Below are 24,821 nucleotides of genomic sequence, written 5' to 3'. Positions count from 1 at the left end.
CCCCTACCGGCCCACGTGCTCGGCCACGAACGCGGCCAGCTCGCCCGGCGTCATCGCGCCCACCGCGGCGCCCACGTCGGCCAGCCGCTGGGCGGTGGCCCGGTCGTACGCCGGGTCGGCCTCCTCGTCCAGCGCGGCCAGCGCGAGCACATGCGTGCCCTGCTCCACCAGCTGCTGCACCGACCGGACCAGACGTCCGGCGTTCCCGCCCTCGTAGAAGTCGGACACCAGCGCGACGATGGCCCGGCGCGGGTTCTCCACGAGCTGCGCGCCGTACGTGACCGCGCGGGCGATGTCGGTGCCGCCGCCGAGCTGCACCTTCATCAGCAGCTCCACCGGGTCGTCGACGTCGGAGGTCAGGTCGACCACGTCGGTGTCGAACGCGACCAGGTGGGTGCGTACGCCCGGCAGCCCCCACAGGCAGGCGGCGGTCACCGCGGCGTGGATCACCGAGCCGAGCATCGAACCGGACTGGTCCACCAGCAGGATCACCTGCCAGCGGTCCAGGTGGCGGCGGGTACGGGAGAAGAAGTGCGGCTGCCGTACGTGCAGCCGGCGCTCGTCCGGCCGCCAGTGCGCCAGGTTCGCCCGAATGGTGCGCCGGACGTCGAAGTTGCGGGCCTGCCGGAACCGGCTGGGTCGTCGCGCCCGGGGCCCGGAGAACGACTGCCGCACCTCGGCGGCCAGCCGCTCGACCAGTTGCCGCACCACCGCCTCGACCAGCTTGCGGGCCAGGCGCAGCACCTCCGGGTCCATCAGGTGCTTGGTCCGCAGCACCGCGCGCAGCAGCGCCGGGTTCGGCTCGACCCGGGCCAGCACCGCCGGGTCGGTGACGACCTCGTGGATGCCGTACCGCTCGACCGCGTCGCGTTCCAGCCGCTGCACCGTCTCCTTCGGGAACAGCCGGGTGATCCCGTCCAGCCAGTCCACAGTGGTCAGCACGGACGGGCCGGACCCGCCGCGCCGCACGTCGCGGCGGCCGAGGTCGGCGTCGCGGCCGTAGAGCCAGTCCAGCGCCGCGTCCCGGCCGGCCGCCTCCGCCGACAGACCGCCCAGGCTGTCCTGCGCGGCGTCGCCGAGCACCAGCCGCCAGCGTTCCCGCATCGGGTCCGTCACGCCCGCTCCCCCTCCCACAGCCCTTCCCGGGCCAGCACCGCGTCGACCCGCTCCTCCACCGCGCGGGCGGCGGCCACCAGCAGCGGGTCGGCGTCCAGCCGCAGCAGGTCACCGGGCGGCGCGTCGCCGCCGTGCAGCGCCTGCACGTGCCGGGCCACCTCCGCCCGCTCCCGCGGCGGGAACCAGCCGAACGCCTGCCGCAGCGCGGGCAACGCCACCAGGAAGTTGTGCGCGCCCATCCCGGCCAGCAGCTCGTCGACGACCGTGAGCAGCGCGGCGTCGCCGGCCACCACCTCCTCGCGGGCCAGCGCGAACAACCCGGACAGCCAGTCACCGAGCGTGTCCGGCGCGGCCACGGCCCGGACCGCGCGGGCGGCGTCCGGCACGTCGCCCAGCGACCAGGCCAGGCCCAGCGCCGCGCCGCGCAGGTCCGGCGGGGCCGCCGCGTCGGCGGCGACCCGCCCGGCCACCGCGAGCGCGCCGTCCCGGTCGAGCCCGAGCGCGGGACCGGCGTGGCGGATCGCGTCCCGGACCGCGACGAGCGCGGCCAGCCGTCCCGGGTCGGCCGGCGCGGCCGTGGCCCGTACGCCCTCGACGAGCCAGAGCGCCCGGCGTACGGCGGCGGTGATCAGCGCGCCCAGTGGTGCGGTTCCGGCGCTGCCGAGGAGCCGGTCGTGCCGCCACAGCGCCAGCGCGACGGCGAGCGCCCGGCCCAGCGCCCGCAGGTCGGTGACCGTGCCGGTGGCGCGGGTGATCGCGGTGAGCGTGCGGGTGGAGTGCTCGGGCAGCCCGGCCAGCGCGGTGTCGAACAGCGTCGTGGCGAGCGCGTCGACGTCGGCGCCGAGCAGCGTCACCCGCTCCTCGATCCGGGCGGTGACCGCGTCGGTGACGGTCGGCCCGTACCCACCGGCCTCGATCATGCGGGCGAGCCGGTCCGCCGACGGCGCGGGCGTCCAGCGTTCGGTGAGCAGCGCGTCCGCGCCCACCCGGGGGCCGCTCTCGCGGCTGTGACCGGGTACGTCGAGCAGCCGCAGCCGGTGCAGCAGGCGGCTGCGGGCCAGGTCGCCGGAGACTGTCAGGTCCAGCTCGACCGTCTCCTGCGGATCGATCCGGTGCCGTGCCAGCTCGGCGTCGACGTCGTGCACGAGCGGCGGAAGTGGCGTGTCCGGGTGCAGGCGGCCGACCTGGTCGCCGCTGAGCGCTGCGACCATCTCCACCACCACCGGGTGCGCGCCGGGCGCGAGGGTGCCCCGGGTCGCCCACGGCAGCGGCTGGTCGAGCGCGTCGGTGACCAGCGCGGACACCAGAGCGTCGAGCACGTCGACCCGGCCCGGGTGGGCGTGGCCGCGCAGCCGGGCCAGGCCGCCGGCCATGGTCCGGGCGGCGATCAGGTCGGCGGTGGAGACGGGCTGCCGCCGGGCACGCAGCCGGGCCGCCACCGCCTCGGTGAGCGCCTCCGCGGCCCGGCGCGGCCCGTCCTCCCAGACCCGCTGGTAGTACGCCGGGGACGGCATCCCGGACTGGTAGCCGACGAACGCGTCGAGGCGCCGGAACGAGTACGGCACGAGGTAGCTGCCCGCCACCGCGTCCGGAGCCGGGGCGGGCACCTCCGGCCAGTCCTCGTCCTCCGGTCCGTCGTCCCCCGCCCCGGCGGTGAGCCGGACCAGGGCGGGACGGTGGAAGCCGCCGGTCACCACCAGCACCGGGCGGCCGGCGGCCCGGCGGCGGGCGGCGCGTACCCAGCGGGCCATGTACGCCTCCCGGGCCGTGTCGTCCGCCCCGGCCGCGGACTCGCCGCGCAGCACGTCGAAGTACGTGTCGAGGCGCTCGGCCAGCCCGTCGTCCGGGCCGATCTCGAACAGGTGGTCCCAGAGCGCGTCCACGTTGTCCACGGCGAGGGTGGCGCAGAGCCGGCGTACCGCCTCGGCGTACCGCTGGTCGGCGTCGGCGTACCGGTTGGCGCGGCCGGACAGCGCGGGATGCCACGCGGGCAGGTCGATGAAGCGCAGCTGCGCGCCCACCTCACGGCCGGCGGTCAGCGCCACCCACTCCGGCGAGTACGCGCAGAACGGGCTCCAGGAGACGTGCCGCCGGTTGCCGTCGCGGTGCGCGGTGAACACGGCGATCGGCAGCTCGTGGTCTCCCAGCAACTCGTCCATCCGCCCGTTCAGGTCCGCCGGCCCCTCCACCAGCACGTACGCCGGGCGCAGCCGCGCCACCGTGGCCGCGACCAGCCGGGCGCAGGCCGGGCTGTGATGCCGGACGCCGAGGAAGGTGACGCCGCCGGGCGCCTCGACGGTGCTCACCCGGGCAGCAGGTGCCGGGCGTCGTGCACCGCCCGCCACTGCGCGCCGGAGCGGCGGGACACCTGCTGTTCCAGGTAGCGACGCAGCCGGGCCAGGTCCTCCGCGTCGTCCTTCGCGGCGGTGCCGGCCAGGCAGGCGACCAGGTCGGCGGCGTCGCCGGGCTCGCCGCGCAGGAACCAGCCGCGCAGCCCGACCGCGTGCGCCACCGACACCGCCTCGGCGGTGCTCATCACCGCCGACAGCCGCTCCATCGCGTCGCCGCGTTCGGTGATCCCGGTCCGCAGCTCCCGGAACGTGGTGACCAGCACCTCCAGCAGGTCCCGGCGGGGCGGCGCGGTCACGCCGGAGCGGCGCAGCAACTCGCCCGCCTCGGCCTCCACCAGTTCCAGCTCGGTGCCGAGGTCGGGGATCGGGAAGACGGTCTCGAAGTTGAACCGCCGCTTCAGCGCGGCGCTCATCTCGTTGACGCCCCGGTCCCGGGTGTTCGCGGTGGCGATCACGTTGAAGCCCTCGCGGGCGAACACCATGGCGTCGGCGCCGGGCAGCTCCGGAATGGCGAGCACGCGGTCCGACAGCGGGGAGAGCAGGCAGTCCTGCACCTCCAGCGGGCAGCGGGTGATCTCCTCGAAGCGGACCACCCGCCCCTCGGCCATGCCGCGCAGCAGCGGCGCCGGCACCAGCGCGCGCGGCGACGGACCGTCGGCGACCAGCAGCGCGTAGTTCCACGAGTAGCGGATCTGGTCCTCGGTGGTGGCCGCGCCGCCCTGGATGGTGAGCGTGGAGTCGCCGCTGACCGCGGCCGCGAGCAGCTCGGACAGCAGCGACTTGGCGGTGCCGGGCTCGCCGACGAGCATCAGCCCGCGGCTGGTCGCCAGCGCCACCAGCGCCCTGTCGATCAGCGACGGGTCGCCGACGAACTTGCGCCGGATCCCGGCCGCCGGGTCACCGAGGATGAACCGGCGCGCGGCGCGCAGACTCAGCCGCCAGCCCGGCGGGCGCGGGTCACTGTCGTTCGCGGCCAGCGCGGCCAGCTCGTCGGCGTACCGCACCTCGGCCGGAGGCCGCTGGGCCCGCTCGACGGCCGGAGGCCGCTGGGCCCGCTCGGCGGTCGGGTCGAGCGCGGTCACCGGGTCACCTCCGCCAGGTCGCGCAGCACCTCGGAGACGGTGACGTCGTCCAGGTCGCCGAGGCGGACCTTGCCGTCGCGCTGGAACCAGCCGCCGTACGGCACGTCGTTGACCCAGATCGCCTCGATCTTCTGGTCGGGGAACATGTCGACGATCCCGACCGCGATGCCGGGGTCGAGGTCGATCACCACCGCCCCGCCGCCGGGGACCTCGCGTTCCAGCCAGCTCTGGATGCCGGCGTCCTGCGGGTCGCCGCGCCGCCAGCCTCGCCGCTCCAGGCTGAGCAGCCGCCCCGCCGGGACCGTGACGCCCGCGTGCCGCCGCAGCAGCTTCTCCGCGCGCTCGGCCTCGTCCAGCCGGTGCACGTCGCGGCTGAGCTGCGGGAACGGCTGGAGGATCTCGTAGTCGGCGAAGACCTCCGCCCAGGCCGGCACCGCCGTGCCGAGGCGCAGCGGGTGCGCGATGGTGACGGTGGCGTCATCCGGCAGCGCGTACGTCTCGTCGTCGGCGTCGGCGAGCGTGCGGTCCTCGGCGACCCGGAACGCGGTGACCACCTGACCGGCGTCGTCCACAGTGGCCCAGACCAGCCGGCGCACGACGTGCCACAGCAGCGGGTGGGACAGGAAGTAGCGGCGGAAGTCCGTGGCCGGCCAGCGCCGCCCGGTCACCATGGCCGTCTCGAAGCGGCGGATCTGATCGGCGGCGAGCGTGCGCACGTCCTTCTTCAGGCCGGCGAAACGCTTGTGCGCGGCGGGCGCGAGCGTGGCGTCGTCCCGGGCGCCGGGCTTGGGCAGGTCCTTGCGGCGGGCGCCGGCGCCGTCCACCACGTACGGCTTGAGCTGCTCGTCGAAGCCGACGGTGAACCGGCGCGGCCCGTAGTCGAGGACCAGACTGCCGTCGGCGTCCAGCCCGAGGTCGGGCACCAGCCGGTCGCCGAGCTGCTCGGGCGTCAGCCCCAGCCCGTCGGCGACCTCGGTGACCTTGCGGGCCGCCTGCTCCCGCAGGCCGCGGAACTTCACCTTCTGCGAGATGCCGTACAGGTGCATCAGCGCCACGTCGGTGCCGATCTGCGCCAGCACCTCCAGGCCGGTCACCGCCCGGGCGTGCTGGCTCTCACCCGGCCAGGCCCGGACCAACGGCGCGAGCCGCCGCGCGGTCGAGTCGTCGCCGAGCAGACCCAGCGCGGTGAACGCCCAGCCGTCCCTCGACGGCGCCCCGGCGGCCTGCCAGCTCTCGAACAGCGCCCAGCCGAACTCCGCCAGGGAGTCGCTGTCGCACGCCGCGCGGACGATCTCCACCCCCGGGTACGGCTCGCCGGGCGCGGAGATGGCGAGCATCGTGCAGAGGTGGCGTACCGCCTCGGCGGGCAGCGCCGCCGAACGGTCCCGCAGCAGCACCTGCGGCAGCACCGCCGGGTCCAGCCACGCCGGCAGGCTCGGCATCCGGGCCGGGAGCTGCGCCAGCGGGTCCGCGTCGAGCATCGCCGTGGCGGCGGCGAGCGCCTCCTCGCCGTGCTCGCGGGCCACGCCGAGGAGCGTGTCGCGGTGTTCGGCGGCGACCAGGCGCAGCGCCCGCTCGGCGGCCCGGCGGCGCGGGCCGGGCGCGCCCAGGGCAGCCGGCAGCAGCGCCCGCACGGCGTACTCCGGGTGCCGCCGCAGCCAGGCCCGGGCGACCGGGCGGGCCGTCTTGAGCCGGTCGAGCCAGTCGGCCATCAGGTCGGCGACCTCGCCGTCGGCGTACGGCAGCAGCACCTCGCCGACACTCTTCGGCGCGGTACGGGCCAGGTGCAGCGCGGTGGGCAGCGCGTCCAGCTCGTAGCGCCCGGCGAGGCGGGACATCCACTCGTCGGCGCCCCAGGACTCGGTGGGCCGCCAGGCCGGCAGCAGCGGCCGGGCCAGTTCCTCGGTGGCCCGGACGAAGAAGTGGATCGCCGCTGACGATCCGGCTCGCCCCGCGGCGACCTCGGCGGCCAGCACGGTCAGGTCGTCACCCCGCCACCAGCCGGACCAGCGGGGCACCACCGCGGCCCACCGCTCCCGCTCGCCCGGCAGCCAGGCCGTGGCGGACCCGGCGGGACGGGCCAGCCCGTCCACCACCGGCGGGGCGGAACGTGGGCGGCGGACCGACCAGGGCGGGGACACCAGCACCGGCGGCAGCCGGTCCGGCCCGGCGGCCGGCAGCGCGGAGGCGTCGTCGTGGATCCGCTCGATCCGCTCCCGCTGCGCCGGGGCCAGCGTCGGCAGCGCCGCCTCGACAGCGGCCGGGTTGGCCAGCACGTGGGCGCGCAGCAACGTCGCTGCCTCCCGCGCAGCCGGGCTGCGCCCCTCGGCGGCGGCGGACAGCAGGCGCACGCCGCGCACCGGGAAGCGGCGCAGCATCTCCGTCACCGCGGGCGGCACGTACCTACGGTCCAGCCGGTCGAGCAGCGCCGCCATCGGCTCGTCGCCGGGCAGGGCCGCCAGCAGCGACGCCAGCCGCTGCCGCGCGTCCGCGCCGGCGTGCTCGTGGTCGAACCATTCGGTCAGCAGCGGCGCGATCGGCGACCCGACCGCCGCGGTGGCGGTGACGATCGGCGCCTGGTCGTACATCAGCCGGTAGACCGCCAGGTGCCCGCTGAGGGCGTGGATCGCGTCCACCTCGTCGACCGCGCCGAGCAGCAGCTCGGCGAGCAGCGGGCCCCCGTCGCGCGCCACGCCGGCGGCGTCCCGGGCCACCCACTCCCGCTCGGTGGGCAGCAGGAACGAGGTGACCACCCGCGTCGCCAACGGCCCGGACCGGTACGGGACCAGCGCGGCGCGGGCCGCGGCGTAGTCGTCGTCGCCGGCCGCCGCGAGATGGGCGCGGACCCGGCGCAGCACGGACTGGCGAAGCCGCCAGTGGCCGTAGTTCTGCGACTTCTCCGCCCTGATGCGGTTCAGCGGCAGCGGGGACATCGACCCGGCGGCAGCCACGGTGATCTGCTCGGTCGCGGCGACGGCCGCACCAGCCGGACCGAGATCGGCGGCCAGCAGGTCGCCGAGGGCCAGCCCTTGCTGGTCGCGCCCGTGATAGCCGAGCGCCATGGCCACCGCCGCCACCAGCGCGGCACCGCCCAGCGGACCGGGCTCGCCGTCGAGGTAGCCGCGCAGCGCCGGACCCAGCTCCGGGTCGGTGGTGGCCCGGGCGATGGCGGCGACCTGGTCGGCCACCGAGTCCAGCACCTTCCGCCCGGCGGCCCGGCCCTTCGCGGCGCTCGGCAGGGTCGGGCCCGGTGCGCCGCCCCGGCGCGGGGCCAGCATCCGTCGCCAGCCGGCCGGGACCTCGAACGCGTCCTCGTCCGGCAGGTCGCCGGCGGGCGACGCGGCCGACGGCGTCCCGGCCCGGTCGCTGCCGGCCGAACCAGCGCCGGCCGGATCGGCGACGGTCGCCTCCGGTTCGTGGCTCGGCCCGGCCGGCCCGACGGCCGGCGCGCCGGTGTGCCCGGCGGAGGGCGCGGCGGTCGCCTCGGCGTACCCCTTGCGCAGTTTCTCCGCGATCAGCCGGTCGGCGTGCGCGGCGGCCTCGGCCGGCGAACCCAGCTCCTTGACCTGGGTGCGGCCCTGCGCGCCGAGGGATCCATAGCGGACCGTCACCGTCGCGTCGCGCTGCCCGACCTCCCAGAACTTGGCCGAACCGCCGCCCACGAACTCGAATCTGCGCACACCGTCTCCTTGATCGCCCGCAGTGTGCGGGGACCATAACCGGCGGCACCGACAGCGTGAGAACCGCTCAGGTGATCAGCAGCGCCCCGACGACGATCAGCGGCACCGAGACGAACAGGAAGATGCCGACGCCGGTGAGCACCCGCCCGCCGCCGCCGTCCTCCCGCTCCGGCGCGAGGCCGAACGCCGACCGGGCCGGCAGCATGCCGATGCGGCTCAACGTGAGGTCACCGGTCATCCCGATCACGGCGCCGACGATCATGAACGCGACGCCGAGCCGGTGCGTGAAGTCGCCGCCGCCGACGGCCACCCAGATGCCGACCGCCGCCGCGATCACCAGGACCGCGATCAGGAAGAGCACCAGCGCCTCCCGCAGCCCCCGCACCACAGTCGCCATGTGCGCCTCCCTCGTACCCGGGCCGTCCGTCCCGCGTCGTGGGACATTGTGCCGGGTCGATGCACGGCCGCGCAGTCCCGCGCCGGGCCGGTCCGGCACGGTTATCCCCGGTCGAGCCCGGGTACCGGGAGCCGCATGGCGGAGTTGGCATCGCTCTGGGTCGTCCGGCACGGCGAGAGCACGGCGAACGTCGCGGCCACGGCGGCCGAGACGTCCGGCGCCGAGCTGATCGACCTCAGCCACCGGGACGCGGACGTGCCGCTGTCGCCCACCGGCGAGGAGCAGGCGCGGGCGACCGGCCGGTGGCTGGCCGGGCTGCCGGGCTCGCGGCGCCCGGACGTGGCGGTGGTGTCGCCGTACCTGCGGGCGGTGCGCACGGCCGAGCTGGCGCTGCACGGCACCGGGATCCCGGCGAGCGTCGACGAGCGGCTGCGCGACCGGGAACTGGGCGTCCTCGACGGGCTCACCGGCCACGGCGTGAACCGGCGCTACCCGGAGGAGGCGCGGCGGCGTACCCGGCTCGGCAAGTTCTACTACCGCCCGCCCGGCGGCGAGTCCTGGACCGACGTGGCGCTGCGGCTGCGGGCGCTGCTCGGCGACCTGCGCCGCGACCACGAGGGGGGCCGGGTACTGCTGTTCGGCCACGACGCGCTGGTCTTCCTGCTGCGCTACCTGGTGGAGGGGCTCACCGAGGCCGAGCTGATGGCGCTGACCCGCGAGCACGTGATCGCCAACTGCTCGGTCACCGGCTGGCACGCCGACGACACCGGCCGTCTCGTGCCGGACGTGTTCAACGACGTCGCCCACCTGCACCGGCAGGGGGCGACGCCCACCAGGGAGGACGAGGTCAATGCCGAGCCGGTCTGACGTGATCACCCCCGCGCTGCTGCGGGACTGGGCGCTGCCGGTGCCCACCGGCGGCAAGGAGGCGCGCGGCACCGTGCTGGTGGTCGGCGGCTCCCGGTTCACCCCCGGCGCGGTGCTGCTCGCCGGGGTGGCCGCGCTGCGCGCCGGGGCCGGCGTGCTCCAGCTCGCCGCGGCCGAGTCGACTGCGGCGTCGCTGAGCATCCAGGTGCCGGAGGCGCTCGTGGTCGGCCTGCCGGAGACCGGTGACGGCGCGGTCCGCGGCGACCCGGGCGACCTGCTCCGCGGCCTGGTCGCCGAGGCGGACGTGGTGGCGGTCGGACCCGGCCTGACCGACATCGAGACCACCGGGGAGCTGCTGCGCCTGGTCCTGGACGCGGCCGGCCGGGAGACCGCGCTGGTGCTCGACGCGTACGCGCTCGGCGCGCTCAGCCACGCCCCGGACCTGCTGGCCGGGTCCGGCCGCAAGGCGGTGCTCACCCCCAACCTGACCGAGGCGAAGCACCTGCTGGGCCGCGATCCGGGCGACGACCTGGACGCCGAGGCGGTGGAACTGGCCGGCCGGTACGACGCGGTCGTCTCGCTGTACGGGCACATCGCGACGCCGGACGGCCGGGCCTGGCGGGAGGAGAGCGGTGACGCCGGGCTGGGCACCTCGGGCAGCGGCGACGTGCGGGCCGGGCTGCTCGCGGGTCTGCTCTCCCGGGGCGCCGACCCGGCGCAGGCCGCCTGCTGGGCGGCGTTCGCGCACGCGGTGAGCGGGCAGCGGCTGGTCCCCCGGTACGGGCGGATCGGCTTCCTCGCCCGGGAACTGCTCGACGAGATCCCGTACACGATCGCCACGGTCTGACGATCCACAGCTCGGCGGGGTGAGGCGTGTAACACCCCGCCGTCGGTGGGCGCTGTTGCGGCGAGGCGTGCAGCCTGCGCGTCTCCACCGGGCCGTACCCCCGTCCAGGGAGCGGCCCGGCCGCACCAACCCCCTGGGAGTCTGTGTGAACAATCTCCGTCGCAAGACACTCGCCGCCGCGTCCGCCGTGACGCTCGGCGCCGGTCTCGCCCTGATCGGCGTCCCGGCGCCGGTGGCGGCCGCCGGACCGGAGACGTCGTACCTGGTCCTCGCCCCGCAGGGCAACGGCACCGCCAAGGCCGCGGCGCGGGTGGCCGCCGCCGACGGCACTGTCGTGGCCGCGTACGACAAGATCGGCGTGCTCGTCGCGCGCTCCTCCGCCCCGGACTTCGCCACCCGCGTGGCCGGTGCCGGCGTCGAGTCGGTCGCCTCCACCGCCGGTCTGGGCACCGCCCTCGACGAGGGCGAGACGGTCGAGGTCCCGGCCGCCGACGTGGTCCGCGCCGCGGGCGACCCGACCGCCGAGCCGCTGTACGGCCAGCAGTGGGACATGGACATGATCCGCGTCCCGCAGGCCCACGCGGTGACCGGCGGCAGCCCGTCGGTCGTGGTGGGCGTGCTGGACAGCGGCATCTCCAGCAGCCACCCGGACCTGGCGACCCAGATCGCCAAGGACAAGAGCACGTCCTGCATCGGCGGCGTCACCGACACCGCCGAGCCGGCGTGGAACCCGACCACCAGCGACCACGGCACCCACGTGGCGGGCACCATCGCCGCCGCGGTCAACGGCGTCGGCGTCACCGGCGTCGCCCCGGGTGTGAAGGTCGCCGCCGTGAAGGTGGTCAACGACGACGGCTACATCTTCCCGGAGGCCGCGGTCTGCGGGTTCATGTGGGCCGCCGAGCACGGCTTCCAGCTCACCAACAACAGCTACTACATCGACCCGTGGCAGCTGAACTGCCGCAACGACGCCCGCCAGCGTCCGGTGTGGCAGGCAGTGCAGCGGGCGCTGCGCTACTCGCAGTCGCAGGGCGTGCTGCACGTGGCGTCGGCCGGCAACGCGAACTTCGACCTGGCCCACAAGATCACCGACACCGGCAGCCCGAACAACGGCACGCCGGAGGAGCGCGCGAACCTCACCAACGCCTGCCTGGTCCTCCCGGCCGAGGCGCCGGGCGTGGTGACCGTCGCCGCCGTCGGCCCGACCGGTGACAAGAGCTACTACTCCTCGTACGGCCAGGGTGTGATCGACGTGACCGCACCCGGTGGCGACACCCGGTTCCGGACCCAGGGCGCGCGCTCGACGTCCACCGACGGCATCCTGTCCACCACCTTCAACACCGCCACCCGTACCAACGGGTGGGGCTACAAGCAGGGCACCTCGATGTCCGGCCCGCACGCCGCGGGCGTCGCGGCGCTGGCGCTGTCCGCGCACCCGGGCATGACGCCGGGCCAGCTCTCCTCGTTCCTGGAGCGCACGGCGGTGGCGAAGTCCTGCCCGGCGGGCGTGTACAACCCGGTGCCGCTGATCCCGGCGGGCCCGAACTCGTACGACGCGACCTGCTCCGGCGGGAAGCGCAACGGGTTCTACGGCGCCGGTGTCGTGGACGCGTACAACGCGGTGAAGTAACCCGTACCCGCGTGGACCGGGCCCGGCGAGCGCGCCGGGCCCGGTCTGTTTGTCCTGGTCGGGCCCCGGGTAGGGGGGCAGCGTCAGCCGACTATAGGAGGTAACCGGTGTCCACCGACGCGATCGTCCTGCTCAAGGAGGACCACAAGGAGATCCGCCGCCTGTTCAAGGCCTTCCAGGAGGCCGAGGAGGGACCGGCGAGCAAGCGCGGGAAGATCGTCGAGCAGATCCTCGAGGCGCTGACGGTGCACACCTACCTGGAGAACGAGGTGATGTACCCGGAGGTCCGCAAGCTGGTGCCCGACGTCGAGGACGACATCCTGGAGTCGTACGAGGAGCACCACGTCGCGGACGTGCTCTGCTTCGAGCTGTTCACCATGGACGCCGACGACGAGCGGTTCAACGCCAAGACGACGGTGCTGATCGAGAACGTGCTGCACCACGTCGAGGAGGAGGAGCAGGAGTGGTTCCCGAAGGTCCGGGAGGCGCTCGGCCGTAACCAGCTCCAGGAGATCGGCCAGCGGATGCTCGACCTGCGCCCGAAGGCCCCGAAGACGCCGACCGCCCCGAAGGCGCTGAAGAAGTCCCTCGATGCTGTGGTCGCCTGACACCGGCCGCGCGACGCGAGCGGGACCGCCCCGAGGCAGAGGGGCGGTCCCGCTCGCGTCGCGGGGTTCAGTCGCCGGGACGGGCGGCCCAACCCCGCAGGTCCGGGTCGGGCCGGTAGGATCGGCACGGGCCGTGACTGGCGCGTGGAGATGGAGCACCATCGGGGAGCGGCCTCGTCATGAGGACGCATGCCGAGCGCCTGGGCCTTCCGCACGTCACCTGGAGGTCGCATGTCGCGCAACGCCGAGTCCACCGCCTTCCGCAGCGCGCTGGAGGTCGTCCGCGGCGTCGAGCCGCGTGTCGCCGACGCCATCGCCGCGGAACTGGCCGACCAGCGCGAGTCGCTCAAGCTCATCGCCAGCGAGAACTACGCCTCCCCGGCGACGCTGCTGGCCATGGGCAACTGGTTCAGCGACAAGTACGCCGAGGGCACCGTCGGGCGCCGCTTCTACGCCGGCTGCCAGAACGTCGACACGGTCGAGGCGCTCGCCGCCGAGCACGCCCGCGAGCTGTTCGGCGCGTCGCACGCCTACGTGCAGCCGCACTCGGGCATCGACGCCAACCTGGTCGCGTTCTGGGCGATCCTGGCCGACCGGGTCGAGTCCCCCGCGCTGCGCAAGGCGCAGGCCCGGCAGGTCAACGACCTCACCGAGGCCGACTGGTTCGCGCTGCGCCGCGAGCTGGGCAACCAGCGGATGCTCGGCATGTCGCTGGACGCCGGCGGGCACCTCACCCACGGCTTCCGGCCGAACATCTCCGGCAAGATGTTCGACCAGCGCAGCTACGGCACCGACCCGGCCACCGGCCTGATCGACTACGACCGGGTGGCCGAGGCGGCCCGCGAGTTCAAGCCGCTGATCCTGGTCGCCGGTTACTCCGCGTACCCGCGTAAGGTGAACTTCCGGATCATGCGGGAGATCGCCGACTCGGTCGGCGCCACCTTCATGGTCGACATGGCCCACTTCGCCGGGCTGGTCGCCGGCAAGGTCTTCACCGGCGACTTCGACCCGGTGCCGCACGCGCACATCGTCACCACCACCACGCACAAGTCGCTGCGCGGCCCGCGCGGCGGCATGGTGCTCTGCGGCCCGGAACTGGCCGACCAGGTCGACCGGGGCTGCCCGATGGTGCTCGGCGGGCCGCTGCCGCACGTGATGGCAGCCAAGGCGGTCGCGCTGGCCGAGGCGCGACGCCCCGACTTCGCCGACTACGCCCAGCGGATCGTGGACAACGCGCAGGCGCTCGCCGACGGGCTGCTGCGCCGGGGCGCGACGCTGGTCACCGGCGGCACCGACAACCACCTGGTGCTCATCGACGTGTCCGGGTACGGCCTGACCGGCCGGCAGGCCGAGCAGGCGCTGCTGGACTCGGGCATCGTGACCAACCGCAACTCGGTGCCGCAGGACCCGAACGGCGCCTGGTACACCTCCGGCATCCGCATCGGCACCCCGGCGCTGACCACCCGGGGCCTCGGCGCCGCCGAGATGGACGCCACCGCCGAGCTGATCCACACCGTGCTCAGCCAGACCACGCCCGGCACCGGCCCGGACGGCGCGCCGTCGAAGGCGAAGTACGTGCTGGACCCGGCGGTCGCCGAGTCCGTCGGCAAGCAGGCCGCCGACCTGCTCACGCCGTTCCCGCTCTACCCCTCGGTCGACCTGGGCTGAGCGCCCGACAACACGAAGCGGCACCCCGGGAGAAGGAGTCTCCCGGGGTGCCGGCGGTTACGGGGTCAGCGCAGCGGGCGCTTCAGGTGGTAGCGGTGGACCTCGGTGCTGCCCTGCACGTTGTTCACGTCCTCGGCGGCGGAGACCAGTTCCCAGCCCTCCCGGCCGACCCGGTTCAGGTGCGCGATGGCGGTGTCGCCGTACGCGGTCACGTCGGTGCGTGACCCGTCCGGGCCGTACCACACGAACGAGACGTGGAAATTGCGTCCCTGACCCTGATACCGACGAACGAGCAACGCGTACTCCCAGGCAACCATTGGTCCATTATCAACAGACGAACGGCGTCAGGAAACACGTAGTGTGCCGGAACCCTGACACTCCGGCGTCACGCCGCCGGACATGGTGTCCGTGACCAGCGCGGCGAGCCGGTCCAGCCCGAGATCGATCGACTCCGGTGTGACAGCGCTCACCGACAGCCGCAACGCATTCACCGGCGTGCCCGCGTCGTAGAAGTGGGCCATCGGCGTCCAGAGCACGCCGTACTCGCGGGCCGAGCGGTGCAGCAGCGCGTCGTCGACCGGGAACGGGACGCTCACCACCACGAAGAAGCCACCCGCCGGGACGGTCCAGGTGACCGGGCCGCCGGCCGGGAAGCGCCGGGCCAGGCCGTCGACCAGGTGGCGCAGGTTGCGGGCGTACGCGGCCCGTTCCCGCACGTTCGCGGCCACCAGCGAGCAGTCGTGCGCCAGCAGCGCGCCGCCGATCACCGCCTGGCTGATCGGTGACGTGTTCACCGTGACCATGCTCTTGATCTTCGCGAGGTGGTCGGCGAAGGGGACCACTGTGCCGTCGGCCTCCCCCACCCGCTGGTCGGCGACCACGTAGCCGACCCGGGCTCCGGGCAGCACGGTCTTGGCGAACGAGCCGAGGTAGACCACCCGGCGCGCGGTGTCCAGCGCCTTGAGCGTGGGCCGCCGCGCGGTGCCGTCGGCCGGGAACAGGCCGTACGGGTTGTCCTCGATCAGCAGCAGGTTCTCCTCGGCGGCCAGTTCCAGCAGCCGCCGCCGCTGCCCGGTGCCCATGCTGACGCCGGACGGGTTGGCGAAGTCGGGCATCACGTAGCAGGCCCGGGGCGTCAGCCCTTCCGCGCGGGCGCGGCGCACCCCGGCGCGCAGGTCGGCCAGGTCGACGCCGTCAGGCCCGCCGGCCACCGGGCGCACCGGCAGGTCGACCAGACGGGCCGCGCCGGTGAGCCCGACGTACGTGGGCGCGACAGCGAACAGCACGTCCGCCGGGCCGGTCCGCAGCGCGCGCAGCACCAGGAACATCGCCTCCTGGCAGCCGACTGTCACCACTATCGACTCCGGGTCGACGGTGAGCCCCTCGTCCACGGCGAGGTGCCGGGCGATCAGGTGGTGCACGACGCCCTTGGTCCGGCCGTACTGCAACAGCGTCCGGTCCACGCCGGCCCGGTCCAGCCCGACGTCCTCGGCGAGGTGGCGGCGGAAGCGGTCCAGGTACGTGTGCAGCACCGCGGAGTCGAAGAACTCCTCGTACGGCCGCCCGGCCGCCAGCGACACCGCGTCCGGGTAGTGCTGCGCCACCTCGTTGAGGAAGTTCATCGAGTTCAGCGCCGGGTCGCCGACACTGCCGTGCAGCGCCGTGACGGCCAGGTCGACCGGTTCCACGTCAGCCTCCGATCCGGGTGCGCAGCCGCCGGGCCGAGGCCGGGTCCGGGCAGCCGCTGAGGATGAGCGCGTCGCGCAGTTCCGCCGCGAGCAGCGCGAGCGCCGCCTCGGCGCCGACCCGGCCACCGGCGGCCAGGGCCCAGAGCAGCGGCCGGCCCAGCAGCACGCCGTCCGCGCCCAGCGCCAGCGCGCGCAGCACGTCGACGCCGCCGCGGACGCCGCTGTCCAGCAGCACCGCGCACCGCTCGTCGACCGCCTCGACCACCTCGGGCAGCACGGCCGCGCTGGCCGGGGCGGCGTCGAGCTGCCGTCCGCCGTGGTTGGAGACCACCACGGCGTCCACGCCGGCGTCCGCCGCGCGGACCGCGTCGCGCGCGTCCAGGATGCCCTTGACCAGCAACGGCACCCGGGTACGCTCCCGCAGCCACTCCAGGTCCGCCCAGCTCAGCGCCGGGGCGAAGACCGCGCCGGTGTGCACCGCCACCGCCGACACGCCGGGGGTGCCCTGGTGCGCCAGGTCGTCCCGGCCGCCGGGCAGGTTCGCGGCGGTGACATGCGGCGGCAGCGCGAACCCGTTGCGGGCGTCGCGCAGGCGCCGCCCGAGCACCGGCACGTCCACAGTCACCATCACCGCCGCGCAGCCGGCCGCCGACGCCCGGTCGAGCAGGTCGGCCACCAGCGCCCGGTCGCGCAGCCAGTACAGCTGGAACCACACGGTCGCGCCGGTCGCCGCGATCTCCTCGATCGGCGTGCTGGCCAGCGTGCTGGCCACGTAGGGCACGCCCGCCGCGCGGGCCGCCGCCGCGAGCGCGGGCTCGCCGTCGGGGTGCAGCAACCGCTGGTACGCCATCGGCGCGACAGCCACCGGCAACGCGGCCCGGCCGCCGGGCAGCGCCGCCTCGGTGGACGGGTCGTCCACGCCGGCCAGCATCCGCGGCAGCACCGCCACCCGATCGAGCGCGGCCCGGTTCGCGGCCAGGGCGGTCTCGGCGCCGCTGCCGCCGTCGACGAAGTCCCACACGTCGGGCGGCAGCACCGCCCGGGCCAGCGCGGCGAAGTCGGCCAGGCTGACCGGCGGCACGAAGCCGTCCACCGCGTCGGCGGGCGGCTGCGTGTCGCGTGCCGGGTCAGCCATGGCCGCCCGCGCCCACCGTGTTCCCGGCCGGGTCCACGCCCGCAGCGGACTCGCCCGCGCCGGGCGTGCGGTCGAGCCCGAACGTGCGGCGCAGGAAGGCGGCGGCCCGCTCCTGGGCCTGCCGTCCGGCGTCGAACACGCCGGGCATGGCGAAGAACCCGTGCACCATCCCCGGGTAGTGGGCCGTCTCGGTGGGCACGCCGGCCTCGCCCAGCCGCTCGGCGTACCGCCGGCCCTCGGCGCACAGCGGGTCGTACCCGGCGGTGATCACGAGCGCCGGGGGCAGGCCGCCCAGGTCCTCGGCGAGCAGCGGAGACGCCAGCGGGTGCGCCGCGTCGCCCGGGTCGGCCAGGTAGTGGCTCCGGTACCAGCCCACCGAGTGCCTGTTGAACAGCATCGGGTCCTCGTCGTCGCCGGGGCGGTGCCCGGGCCGCTGGTCGGTGTTCGGATAGACCAGCAGCTGGGCGGCGAGCCGGGGACCGCCGTCGGCGCGGGCCAGCAGCGTGACCGCGGCGGCCAGGTTCCCGCCCGCGCTGTCCCCGCCGACCGCCAGCCGGTCCGGGTCGACGCGGAACTCGGCGGCGTGCGCGGCGAGGTGCCGCACCGCGGCGTGGCAGTCCTCCACCGCCGCCGGGAACGGGTGCTCCGGGGCGAGCCGGTAGCCGACCGTCACGGTCTGCGCGCCGGTCAGGTTGACCAGCCGCCGGCAGATTCCGTCGGCGGTGTCGACGCTGCCGAGGGTCCAGCCGCCACCGAAGAAGTAGACGAGCGTCGGCAGCGGGCCGTCGCCGTCCGGCCGGTGGATCCGCACCGGCAGCGGCCCGGCCGGGCCGGGCACCGTCGTGTCGCGTACCTCGGCGACCGGCTCGACCGCGCCGGAGCCGGCACGGATCGCGGCGAGGTCGGCGGCGCGGGCCTCGGCCAGGGTCTGGGTGTAGAGCGGCACGGTCCCGGCGGCGGCCCGCGCGGTCCGCCACGCGACCACCTGCGGATCGAGTGTCATCCGGCCTCCCCTGTGGTGACGAAGAGCTTGTCGATGCCGCGCAGGAACAGACTCCCGCTGTACGTGTACGGCTGGGTGACGGCCAGCCGCGGGAAGCGCGCGAACAGGCGCGGCAGCGCCAGCCGGCCCTCCAGCCGGGACACCGCCGAGCCGAGGCAGAAGTGCAGCCCGACGCCGAAGGCCAGTGACGGCGGGCCGGGACGGCGCGGGTCGAAGCGGTCCGGGTCGGGGAAGCGGGCCGGGTCGCGGTTGGCGGCGGCGATCAGCAGCAGCACGTTGTCGTCCCGGTCGACCGGCACGCCGCCGAGGTCGACGCCGGCGGGCGCGGAGCGGGCCAGGAAGTGCACCGGGCTCTCCATCCGCAGCACCTCCTCCACGCAGCCCCGGGCCAGCGCGTCGTCACCGGGTAGCGCGGCGGTCACGTCCGGGTGGTCCAGCAGCAGCGGCAGGCCGTTGCTGAACATGTAGACGGTGGTGACGAAGCTGGCGTTGAACAGCACGATCAGGTTACTGATCAGCTCGTCCTCGGTGAGGTCGACGCCGCCCGCGTCGAGCACCTCGACCAGCCCGCTGATCAGGTCGTGGCCGGGCGTACGGCGCCGGTGGGCGATCAGGTCGCGGTAGTAGACGCGCAGCTCCTCGGCGGCCTGGTTGGCCCGGGCCAGCCGCTCCGGCGTCTTGCCGGACACGTCCATGTACTCGTCGATCCAGTCGACCCGCTGCCGGTACCAGGCCAGGTCGGCCGGGGGCAGGCCGATGAACTCGGCCATCACCAGCGCCGGGACCGGGTACGCGAAGTCGGCCACGAAGTCCACCTCGTGCCCGTCGGCGCCCACCTCGGCCATGTGGTCCAGGCGTTCGGCGACGACCCGCTCGATCACCGGCTCCAGCGCGACCAGCCGGCGCGGGGTGAACGTCTTCGCGAACACCGCGCGCATCCGGGTGTGGTCGGGCGGGTTGACGAACATCATCGACGTCAGGAACGTCCGCAGGATCTCCTGCTCCTCCCAGCCGGGAGGGAAGCCCTTGTACCAGCCGGGATCGCGCAGGATCTGGTCCACCATGTCGTACCCGCCGGCCACCGCGCTGACGGTGCTGTGCTCGGCGCGGGCCGGAACGGCGTTTATCGGCCCGTGCTCGTGCAGGGCCGCGTAGAAGGGATAGGGGTTCTGCCGGCCCTGTTCGCTGTAGAGCCCGGTCAGGATCTCGCTGACGTCCACTGTCTTTCCTCCCCAGGAAAACGGCGGCGGGGGCGGCGTCGTGTCGACCGCCGCCCCCGCCCGGTGTCACAGTCCGAGCAGCTTCAACGGCACCGCGTTCGCCATCGCCGCGGCTCCGGTGTCGTTCGGGTGGATGTGGTCACCCGAGTCGTACGCCGGCAGCAGCCGGCTGGGCTGCGCCGGGTCGCGCATCACCGCGTCGAAGTCGACGACGCCGTCGAACTCGGCCCGGCCGGGCCCGCGCAGCCAGGTGTTGACGGCCTGCCGGGTGGCGTCCTTCTCCGGCGTCCACACGCCCGGCCCGCCGTTGCCCTCGTACGGCATGAGCGTGCCGGCGATGCTGGTCAGGCCGCGCGCCTGGACCTGCCGGTTGAGCTGGCGCAGCGAGGCGATGATCGCCTCCGGGCTGTCACCGTTCATCCAGATGTCGTTGATGCCCAGGTGGGTGATGACGGTACGCACCCCGGTCTGTGGGAACACGTCCTCGTTGAGCCGGGCCAGCGCGTTCGGGCCCAGCTCGTAGTAGCCGGGGAAGTCGCCCGCGCCGGGCTCGGTGCCCTCGTGGTTGAGCCGGTTGCCGGCCAGGCTGAGGTTGAGCACGCCCGGCGTACGCGGCTCCGGGCGGGCGTCGATCAGCCGCTTGGCGAGCAGGTCCGGCCAGCGGCGGTCGGCGTTGACGGTGCTGCCGTTGCCGTCGCTGATGGAGTCGCCGAGCACCACCACGGAGCCGGGCGTCACCTTGCGCTCCACGTCGATGCCGGACAGGAACATCCAGCAGCAGTTGGGCCGGATGGTGAAGCCGGCGCCGTCGGCCGCCGAGGTGAGGTCGGTGGCGCCGATGAAGTTGGTGACCCGGGACTGGCCGTGGAACGTGACCGGCCCGGTGAGCACCGGGAAGTACAGGGTGACCACCAGGTCCTCCTGCTCGGCCACCGGGAAGGCCACCGGGTCGCTGAGCAGCTCGGCACCCTTGTTGATGGTCGCCGAACCGGCGCCGGAGAAGGTCAGCTGACGGACGCTGGCCGGGACGATGTCGGACAGGTCGTCGGGGGTGGCGGTGTTCGGCCGGGCGATGGTGGCGCGGCCGACCTGGATGGCCTGCTGGCCGTAGAGGTTGGTCAGCCGCACCCGCAGGCGCGGCCCGCCCACCGAGGTCTGCACGGTCATCCGGATGCTCTGGTTGTTCAGGCCGGTCTCGGTCAGGCCCACGGTGTTCCCGCGGGTCACCGCCGCGGCCCAGGTCCCGGCCCACTCGGCGCGCCCGTGCCCGGCGCGGTCGGTGTCGGTCGGGCCGGCGCTCGCGGTGACCGCCGGGGTGGCGGCGATCAGCAGCGTTACGGCGGAAGCTATGACGTGCCATCTCTTCGGGGTCGGCATCGATCCTCCATGGTCGGCAGCCCCGGGCGTGACGCGGTCGGCGGCACCGGCCCGGGCGATGGACCGGAAACTAGCTTCCGGCGGTGACGAGCGTCAATCAACCTGATCGACATGATCAAATGCCCACGTCGCGGGACGCAGCGACGATCGGCTCTGTCCGCGGTGGACCGCCGCTGCCTAGGCTCGGAAGCTGGCGGCGGTGCGGTCGCCGACCTGGCACCTGCCGTCATGTCCCGGCCCTGACCTGGCCGGACGCCGCTCGCGGACCATGATGGGGGCTGCCCGATGACCGACCGGCCGAACTATGTGCACGAGGCGCTGGAGCTCTTCGCCGGCTTCGGCGACCGGGAGGCGCTCGTCGGCGGCGGACGCCGCCTCACCTACCCCCAGGTCGCCGCGCGGGTGCGCGGCCTGGCCGCCGCGCTGCGCCGGCACGGGGTACGCCCCGGCGCGGCCGTGCTGGTGATGCTCGGCAACACGGACGAGGGTCCGTTGCTGCAACTGGCGCTGCACCTGCTGGGCTGCCGGAGCATGTGGGTCGCCCCGGTGACCTCGCGGCGGGAGGTCGACGAGTTCGTCGCGCTGTCCGCGCCGGAGGCGTTCGTGTACGACCCGCGCGACCCGCAGGCGGTCCAGATCGCGGCCGGGCTGTCCGGCGTACCGGTGCTCTGCCTCGGCCCCGGCGGCGCCGGACCGGACCTGACCGCGACGGCCGGCGAGCCGGCCGCGGAGCTGCCCGCCGACGCGCCCGCGCCGGAGTCGTTCCTGCAGACCAGCGGCACCACCGGCACGCCGAAGCTGGTGCACCACCGGGAGAGCTTCTACCGGCAGATCCTCGCCCTGGCCGCCGACTTCCGGGGCGCCGGGTTCCCGCTGCTGCGGCACCTGTCGCACTCACCGATGTGGCTGGCCAGTGGCCAGATCACCACGCTGTTCAACCTGTTCACCGGCGGCGTGCTGTTCCTGCGCGACCAGTGGGACCCGGCCGCGTTCATCGCGACAGTGGACGCCGAGCGGCTCACCTCCACGTTCGTCACCCCGCCGATGCTCTACGAGGTGCTCGACCACCCCGACCTGCCGGGCGCCGACTTCTCCGCCATGTTCATGTTCAACGTGGGCGCCGGGCCCGCCGCGCCCGCCCGGCTGCGCCAGGCCATCGCCCGCTTCGGCCCGTGCCTGCGCATCGTGTACGGCCTCAGCGAGGCGGTGGTCATCTGCGCGCTGCCCGGGCTCACCGAGGACCCGGAGCACCCGGAGCGTCTGCGCTCCTGCGGCCGCCCGTACGGCGACGTGACGGTGGAGATCCGCGACGCCGACGGCAAGGTGCTGCCGCCCGGCGCCGACGGCGAGGTGTGGGTCCGGACGAAGCTGAGCTTCGCCGGCTACCACGGCCGGCCGGAGCTGACCGCGGAGACGCTCGTCGACGGCTGGGTCCGCACCCGCGACATCGGCCACCTCGACGCCGACGGCTACCTCTACCTGGTCGACCGGTTGCAGGACCGCATCCTCACCCGGGCGCGCAGCTGGCCGATCTACTCCCGCCCCATCGAGGACGTGCTCGCCGGCCACCCCGAGGTGCGGGCCGCCGCCGTGATCGGCGTGCCGGACCCGGTGGCCGGTGAGCTGCCGTACGCGTACGTGGTGCCGGCGCCCGGCGCGTCGGTGACCGGCGAGGAGCTGATCGCGCTGGTGGTGCGGGAGCTGAGCGAGACGTGGGCGCCCGGCGCCGTGGAGTTCGTCGACGCGCTGCCGCTGAACCGGTCCGCGAAGGTGGACAAACGGGCGCTTCGGGCCCGGTACGCCGCCGCGCATCCCGCCGACGCCGACACGCTGGGCACCGTGATCGGCAGCTCGGCATGAACCCGCGCCGGGAGTTGTACACCCTGGTCGGCGCCGACCTGCTGTCCAACCTCGGCACCCGGATCTCCGTGGTGGCCATCCCCTGGCTGGTGCTGGAGACCACCGGCAGCCCCACCAAGATGGGACTCGTCGCGGCGGCGGAGACGCTGCCGTACATGCTCTCCAGCGCGCTGGCCACGCCGTGGGCGGACCGCTTCGGGGTACGCCGTACCTCCGTGTTCGTGGACGCGGCGAGCGCCGTCGCGATGGCGGTGGTGGCGCTGGCCCCCTGGCTCGGGTTCGGCACGCTGCTGGTCCTGGTGGCGGTCGCCGGCGGGCTGCGCGGCATCGGCGACCGGGTCAAGCACGTACTGTTCAAACCGGCCGCCGAGCGGGCCGGGGTGCCGCTGATCCGGCTCACCAGCGCCTACGACGGCCTGGCCCGGGGCATGACGCTGTTCGGCGCGGTGCTCGGCGGACTGCTCATCGACTGGGTCGGGCTGACCCGGGCCATCTGGATCGACGCGGCCACGTTCGCGGTCTGCGCGCTGCTCATCGGCGTGCTGGTCCGGCCGCCCGCGCCGGCGCAACCCGCACCCCGGGAGCGCTACCTGCGGGCGCTGCGCGGCGGCTTCGCGTACCTGCGCACCGACCGGACGCTGATGATCATGCTGATCGTGGTCTCGGTGTCGAACATGTTCGCCAACGCCAGCGTCGCGGTCTGGATCCCGCTCTGGGTCAACCAGGTGCTCGGCGACCCGGCCGGCTTCGGCCTGCTGCTCGGTGTGTTCTCGGGCGGCGCGCTGCTGGGAAACGTGCTGTTCACGATGTTCGGCACCCGGCTGCCCGCCGGGACGACGTTCGCGGTGGGGCTGACGCTCAGCGGCGCGCCCCGGCTGCTCGCGCTGGCGCTCAGCGACGACCTGGTCGTGGTGCTCGTGGTGACGTTCCTGTCCGGCATCGGCATCGCGGCGGTGAACCCGCTGCTCGGCGCGGCGCTCTACCAACGGGTGCCGGGCGAGCTGCAGACCCGGGTGCTGGGCATCTCCGGGTCGGTGGCGTTCCTCGGCCTGCCCGTCGGCGCGCTGCTCGGCGGCTGGTCGGTGGCGCTGCTCGACCTCACCCCGGCGCTGCTGGTGATGTCGGTGGTCTGCCTGGTGCTGACCGTGGGACCGCTGCTGCTGACCCGCGCGTCCCGCCGCCCGGCCCCGGAACCGGCGACCCCCACACCGGTCTGAGCCGGGGTGTCGGTGGGCGGCGGTAGGGTCGGGGCCATGGCGACCTGGGACGACGTGCGGCGCATCGCGCTGGCCCTGCCGGAGACCACCGAGCGCGGCTCGTACGACGACCTGCCCGCCTGGCGGGTGCGCGACAAGATGTTCGTCTGGGACCGGCCGCTGCGCCGCAGCGACCTCGAAGCGCTCGGCGACGCTGCGCCGGACGGCCCGATCCTCGGTGCCCGGGTGCCCGACCTGGGCGCCAAGGAGGCGCTGCTCGCCGACGACCCGGCGGTCTACTTCACCACGCCGCACCTCGACGGCTACCCGGCGGTGCTGGTCCGGCTCGACCGGATCGCCGTGGACGACCTGACCGAGCTGATCACCGAGGCGTGGCACGCCCGCGCGCCGAAGCGGCTCGCCGCCGCGCACCGGGCCGGGGCCGCGTGAGCCGCCCGGTGGACGCCGTCGTCTTCGACATGGACGGCACGCTCATCGAGTCGCACGAAGTGGTGCCGGCGGCGTACCGGGCGGCGGTGCGGGCCGGTGGCGGCCCGTCGTACACCGACGCCGAGGTCATCGCCGGCTACTCGATCGGCTCACCGTCCGACCTGCTGACGCACCTGCTCCGGCGCCCCGCCACCGCCGCTGACCTCGACCGCTACCACACCGAACTGGCCGCGACGGCCGGGCGGGTGAGCGTCTACCCCGGAGTCGCGGAGATGCTCGCCGACCTCGCCGCCCGGGTGCCGGTGGGCGTGTTCACCGGCGCGAGCCACCGGGCGGCGGAGATCATGCTCGACCGGGTCGGCCTGCTCGGTCACTTCCGGGTCGTGCTCGGCGGCGACCAGGTCACCCGCCCCAAACCGGCGCCCGAGGGCGTCGAGGTGGCCTGCCGGCGGCTCGGCGTGCCGGCCGGCCGGGCCGCGTACGTGGGCGACTCGCCGCTGGACCTGCGCGCCGCCCGCAGCAGCGGCGCGGTGGCGGTGGCCGCCGCGTGGGGCCATCAGTACGATCCGGCCGAACCGGCCGACCTCAACCTGACCCGGCCCGGCGAACTGCTGGCCCTGCTGAGCTGAGCCCCTTTTCCCGCGCC

Annotated in this window: 20 protein-coding genes and 1 riboswitch; of the genes, 9 read left to right on the top strand and 11 right to left on the bottom strand. The window is 74.7% G+C overall.

Features of this window, described 5'->3' with window-relative positions:
- Positions 1–3: 3 nt before the first annotated feature.
- The 5 genes from A4R25_RS05100 to A4R25_RS05080 all read right to left on the bottom strand — a co-directional run bounded on the left by A4R25_RS05100 (position 4) and on the right by A4R25_RS05080 (position 8,626).
- On the bottom strand, positions 4–1,116 hold the full coding sequence (locus A4R25_RS05100; RefSeq protein WP_064445784.1) for a VWA domain-containing protein: 1,113 nt from the start codon (positions 1,114–1,116) through the stop codon (positions 4–6).
- On the bottom strand, positions 1,113–3,422 hold the full coding sequence (locus tag A4R25_RS05095; protein ID WP_064445783.1) for a DUF5682 family protein: 2,310 nt from the start codon (positions 3,420–3,422) through the stop codon (positions 1,113–1,115). The genes A4R25_RS05100 and A4R25_RS05095 overlap by 4 nt, the downstream gene beginning before the upstream one ends.
- On the bottom strand, positions 3,419–4,549 hold the full coding sequence (locus A4R25_RS05090; RefSeq protein WP_064445782.1) for an AAA family ATPase: 1,131 nt from the start codon (positions 4,547–4,549) through the stop codon (positions 3,419–3,421). The genes A4R25_RS05095 and A4R25_RS05090 overlap by 4 nt, the downstream gene beginning before the upstream one ends.
- A complete protein-coding gene (locus tag A4R25_RS05085; protein WP_064445781.1) occupies positions 4,546–8,229 on the bottom strand; it encodes a DUF4132 domain-containing protein in 3,684 nt (1,227 codons plus the stop codon). The genes A4R25_RS05090 and A4R25_RS05085 overlap by 4 nt, the downstream gene beginning before the upstream one ends.
- 67 nt (positions 8,230–8,296) lie before the next feature.
- Positions 8,297–8,626, bottom strand: coding sequence for a hypothetical protein (locus tag A4R25_RS05080; protein ID WP_043323668.1), 330 nt, complete (start codon positions 8,624–8,626; stop codon positions 8,297–8,299).
- Positions 8,627–8,761: 135 nt separating this feature from the next.
- Here A4R25_RS05080 and A4R25_RS05075 point away from each other — a divergent pair, with 135 nt between their 5' ends.
- From A4R25_RS05075 to A4R25_RS05055, 5 genes are all read left to right on the top strand, one after another.
- Positions 8,762–9,493 (top strand): histidine phosphatase family protein, encoded by a 732-nt coding sequence (locus tag A4R25_RS05075; RefSeq protein WP_064445780.1) that lies wholly within the window; start codon positions 8,762–8,764, stop codon positions 9,491–9,493.
- Positions 9,477–10,340, top strand: a complete 864-nt coding sequence (locus A4R25_RS05070; protein WP_064445779.1) for an NAD(P)H-hydrate dehydratase — start codon at positions 9,477–9,479, stop codon at positions 10,338–10,340. The genes A4R25_RS05075 and A4R25_RS05070 overlap by 17 nt, the downstream gene beginning before the upstream one ends.
- A gap of 145 nt (positions 10,341–10,485) precedes the next feature.
- Positions 10,486–11,970, top strand: coding sequence for a S8 family serine peptidase (locus tag A4R25_RS05065; RefSeq protein ID WP_064445778.1), 1,485 nt, complete (start codon positions 10,486–10,488; stop codon positions 11,968–11,970).
- Positions 11,971–12,077: 107 nt separating this feature from the next.
- Positions 12,078–12,578: a hemerythrin domain-containing protein gene (locus A4R25_RS05060; protein ID WP_030499909.1), complete on the top strand. Its 501-nt coding sequence runs from the start codon at positions 12,078–12,080 to the stop codon at positions 12,576–12,578.
- A 123-nt stretch (positions 12,579–12,701) separates the two neighbouring features.
- A riboswitch (ZMP/ZTP riboswitch) is annotated at positions 12,702–12,791 on the top strand.
- Positions 12,792–12,809: 18 nt separating this feature from the next.
- Positions 12,810–14,246, top strand: a complete 1,437-nt coding sequence (locus tag A4R25_RS05055) for a glycine hydroxymethyltransferase (RefSeq protein ID WP_030499908.1) — start codon at positions 12,810–12,812, stop codon at positions 14,244–14,246.
- Between the two features lie 65 nt (positions 14,247–14,311).
- Here A4R25_RS05055 and A4R25_RS05050 read toward each other — a convergent pair whose 3' ends face one another.
- The 6 genes from A4R25_RS05050 to A4R25_RS05025 form a co-directional block, all read right to left on the bottom strand.
- Complete coding sequence (locus tag A4R25_RS05050) at positions 14,312–14,563, bottom strand: hypothetical protein (protein ID WP_013286617.1); 252 nt, start codon at positions 14,561–14,563, stop codon at positions 14,312–14,314.
- A 27-nt stretch (positions 14,564–14,590) separates the two neighbouring features.
- Positions 14,591–15,934, bottom strand: a complete 1,344-nt coding sequence (locus A4R25_RS05045; protein ID WP_064445777.1) for a PLP-dependent aminotransferase family protein — start codon at positions 15,932–15,934, stop codon at positions 14,591–14,593.
- A 1-nt stretch (position 15,935) separates the two neighbouring features.
- Positions 15,936–17,069 (bottom strand): alpha-hydroxy acid oxidase, encoded by a 1,134-nt coding sequence (locus A4R25_RS05040; RefSeq protein WP_064445776.1) that lies wholly within the window; start codon positions 17,067–17,069, stop codon positions 15,936–15,938.
- On the bottom strand, positions 17,062–18,072 hold the full coding sequence (locus A4R25_RS05035) for an alpha/beta hydrolase (RefSeq protein ID WP_231915428.1): 1,011 nt from the start codon (positions 18,070–18,072) through the stop codon (positions 17,062–17,064). The genes A4R25_RS05040 and A4R25_RS05035 overlap by 8 nt, the downstream gene beginning before the upstream one ends.
- Positions 18,069–19,292 carry a cytochrome P450 gene (locus tag A4R25_RS05030; RefSeq protein WP_064445775.1) on the bottom strand — a complete coding sequence of 408 codons (1,224 nt, stop codon included), beginning with the start codon at positions 19,290–19,292 and terminating at the stop codon, positions 18,069–18,071. Before A4R25_RS05030 ends, A4R25_RS05035 begins: the two co-directional genes overlap by 4 nt.
- 66 nt (positions 19,293–19,358) lie before the next feature.
- Positions 19,359–20,669, bottom strand: a complete 1,311-nt coding sequence (locus A4R25_RS05025; protein ID WP_043323654.1) for an SGNH/GDSL hydrolase family protein — start codon at positions 20,667–20,669, stop codon at positions 19,359–19,361.
- Between the two features lie 285 nt (positions 20,670–20,954).
- On the opposite strand from A4R25_RS05025, the gene A4R25_RS05020 reads away from it, so the two are divergent.
- Genes A4R25_RS05020 through A4R25_RS05005 form a run of 4 tightly spaced genes read left to right on the top strand, consistent with a single transcriptional unit; the run spans position 20,955 to position 24,804 of the window.
- On the top strand, positions 20,955–22,529 hold the full coding sequence (locus tag A4R25_RS05020) for a class I adenylate-forming enzyme family protein (RefSeq protein WP_064445774.1): 1,575 nt from the start codon (positions 20,955–20,957) through the stop codon (positions 22,527–22,529).
- A complete protein-coding gene (locus A4R25_RS05015) occupies positions 22,526–23,746 on the top strand; it encodes an MFS transporter (RefSeq protein ID WP_064445773.1) in 1,221 nt (406 codons plus the stop codon). The genes A4R25_RS05020 and A4R25_RS05015 overlap by 4 nt, the downstream gene beginning before the upstream one ends.
- A gap of 36 nt (positions 23,747–23,782) precedes the next feature.
- Positions 23,783–24,175 (top strand): MmcQ/YjbR family DNA-binding protein, encoded by a 393-nt coding sequence (locus tag A4R25_RS05010; protein WP_064445772.1) that lies wholly within the window; start codon positions 23,783–23,785, stop codon positions 24,173–24,175.
- Positions 24,172–24,804 carry an HAD family hydrolase gene (locus tag A4R25_RS05005; protein WP_064445771.1) on the top strand — a complete coding sequence of 211 codons (633 nt, stop codon included), beginning with the start codon at positions 24,172–24,174 and terminating at the stop codon, positions 24,802–24,804. The genes A4R25_RS05010 and A4R25_RS05005 overlap by 4 nt, the downstream gene beginning before the upstream one ends.
- Positions 24,805–24,821 lie beyond the last annotated feature (17 nt).

This window comes from Micromonospora sp. NBRC 110037 (genome assembly GCF_001652995.1).
Lineage (GTDB): Bacteria > Actinomycetota > Actinomycetes > Mycobacteriales > Micromonosporaceae > Micromonospora > Micromonospora chalcea.
Note: the sequence above shows the minus strand (reverse complement) of the source record. Positions and strands in the feature narration are given on the sequence as shown.

Bases quoted from the DNA above. Each gene is read 5' to 3' on its own strand.
- A4R25_RS05080 (WP_043323668.1), bottom strand. From the start codon at position 8,626: ATGGCGACTGTGGTGCGGGGGCTGCGGGAGGCGCTGGTGCTCTTCCTG.
- A4R25_RS05075 (WP_064445780.1), top strand. From the start codon at position 8,762: ATGGCGGAGTTGGCATCGCTCTGGGTCGTCCGGCACGGCGAGAGCACG.
- A4R25_RS05070 (WP_064445779.1), top strand. From the start codon at position 9,477: ATGCCGAGCCGGTCTGACGTGATCACCCCCGCGCTGCTGCGGGACTGG.
- A4R25_RS05055 (WP_030499908.1), top strand. From the start codon at position 12,810: ATGTCGCGCAACGCCGAGTCCACCGCCTTCCGCAGCGCGCTGGAGGTC.
- A4R25_RS05050 (WP_013286617.1), bottom strand. From the start codon at position 14,563: ATGGTTGCCTGGGAGTACGCGTTGCTCGTTCGTCGGTATCAGGGTCAG.
- A4R25_RS05040 (WP_064445776.1), bottom strand. From the start codon at position 17,069: ATGGCTGACCCGGCACGCGACACGCAGCCGCCCGCCGACGCGGTGGAC.
- A4R25_RS05035 (WP_231915428.1), bottom strand. From the start codon at position 18,072: ATGACACTCGATCCGCAGGTGGTCGCGTGGCGGACCGCGCGGGCCGCC.
- A4R25_RS05025 (WP_043323654.1), bottom strand. From the start codon at position 20,669: ATGCCGACCCCGAAGAGATGGCACGTCATAGCTTCCGCCGTAACGCTG.
- A4R25_RS05020 (WP_064445774.1), top strand. From the start codon at position 20,955: ATGACCGACCGGCCGAACTATGTGCACGAGGCGCTGGAGCTCTTCGCC.
- A4R25_RS05015 (WP_064445773.1), top strand. From the start codon at position 22,526: ATGAACCCGCGCCGGGAGTTGTACACCCTGGTCGGCGCCGACCTGCTG.
- A4R25_RS05010 (WP_064445772.1), top strand. From the start codon at position 23,783: ATGGCGACCTGGGACGACGTGCGGCGCATCGCGCTGGCCCTGCCGGAG.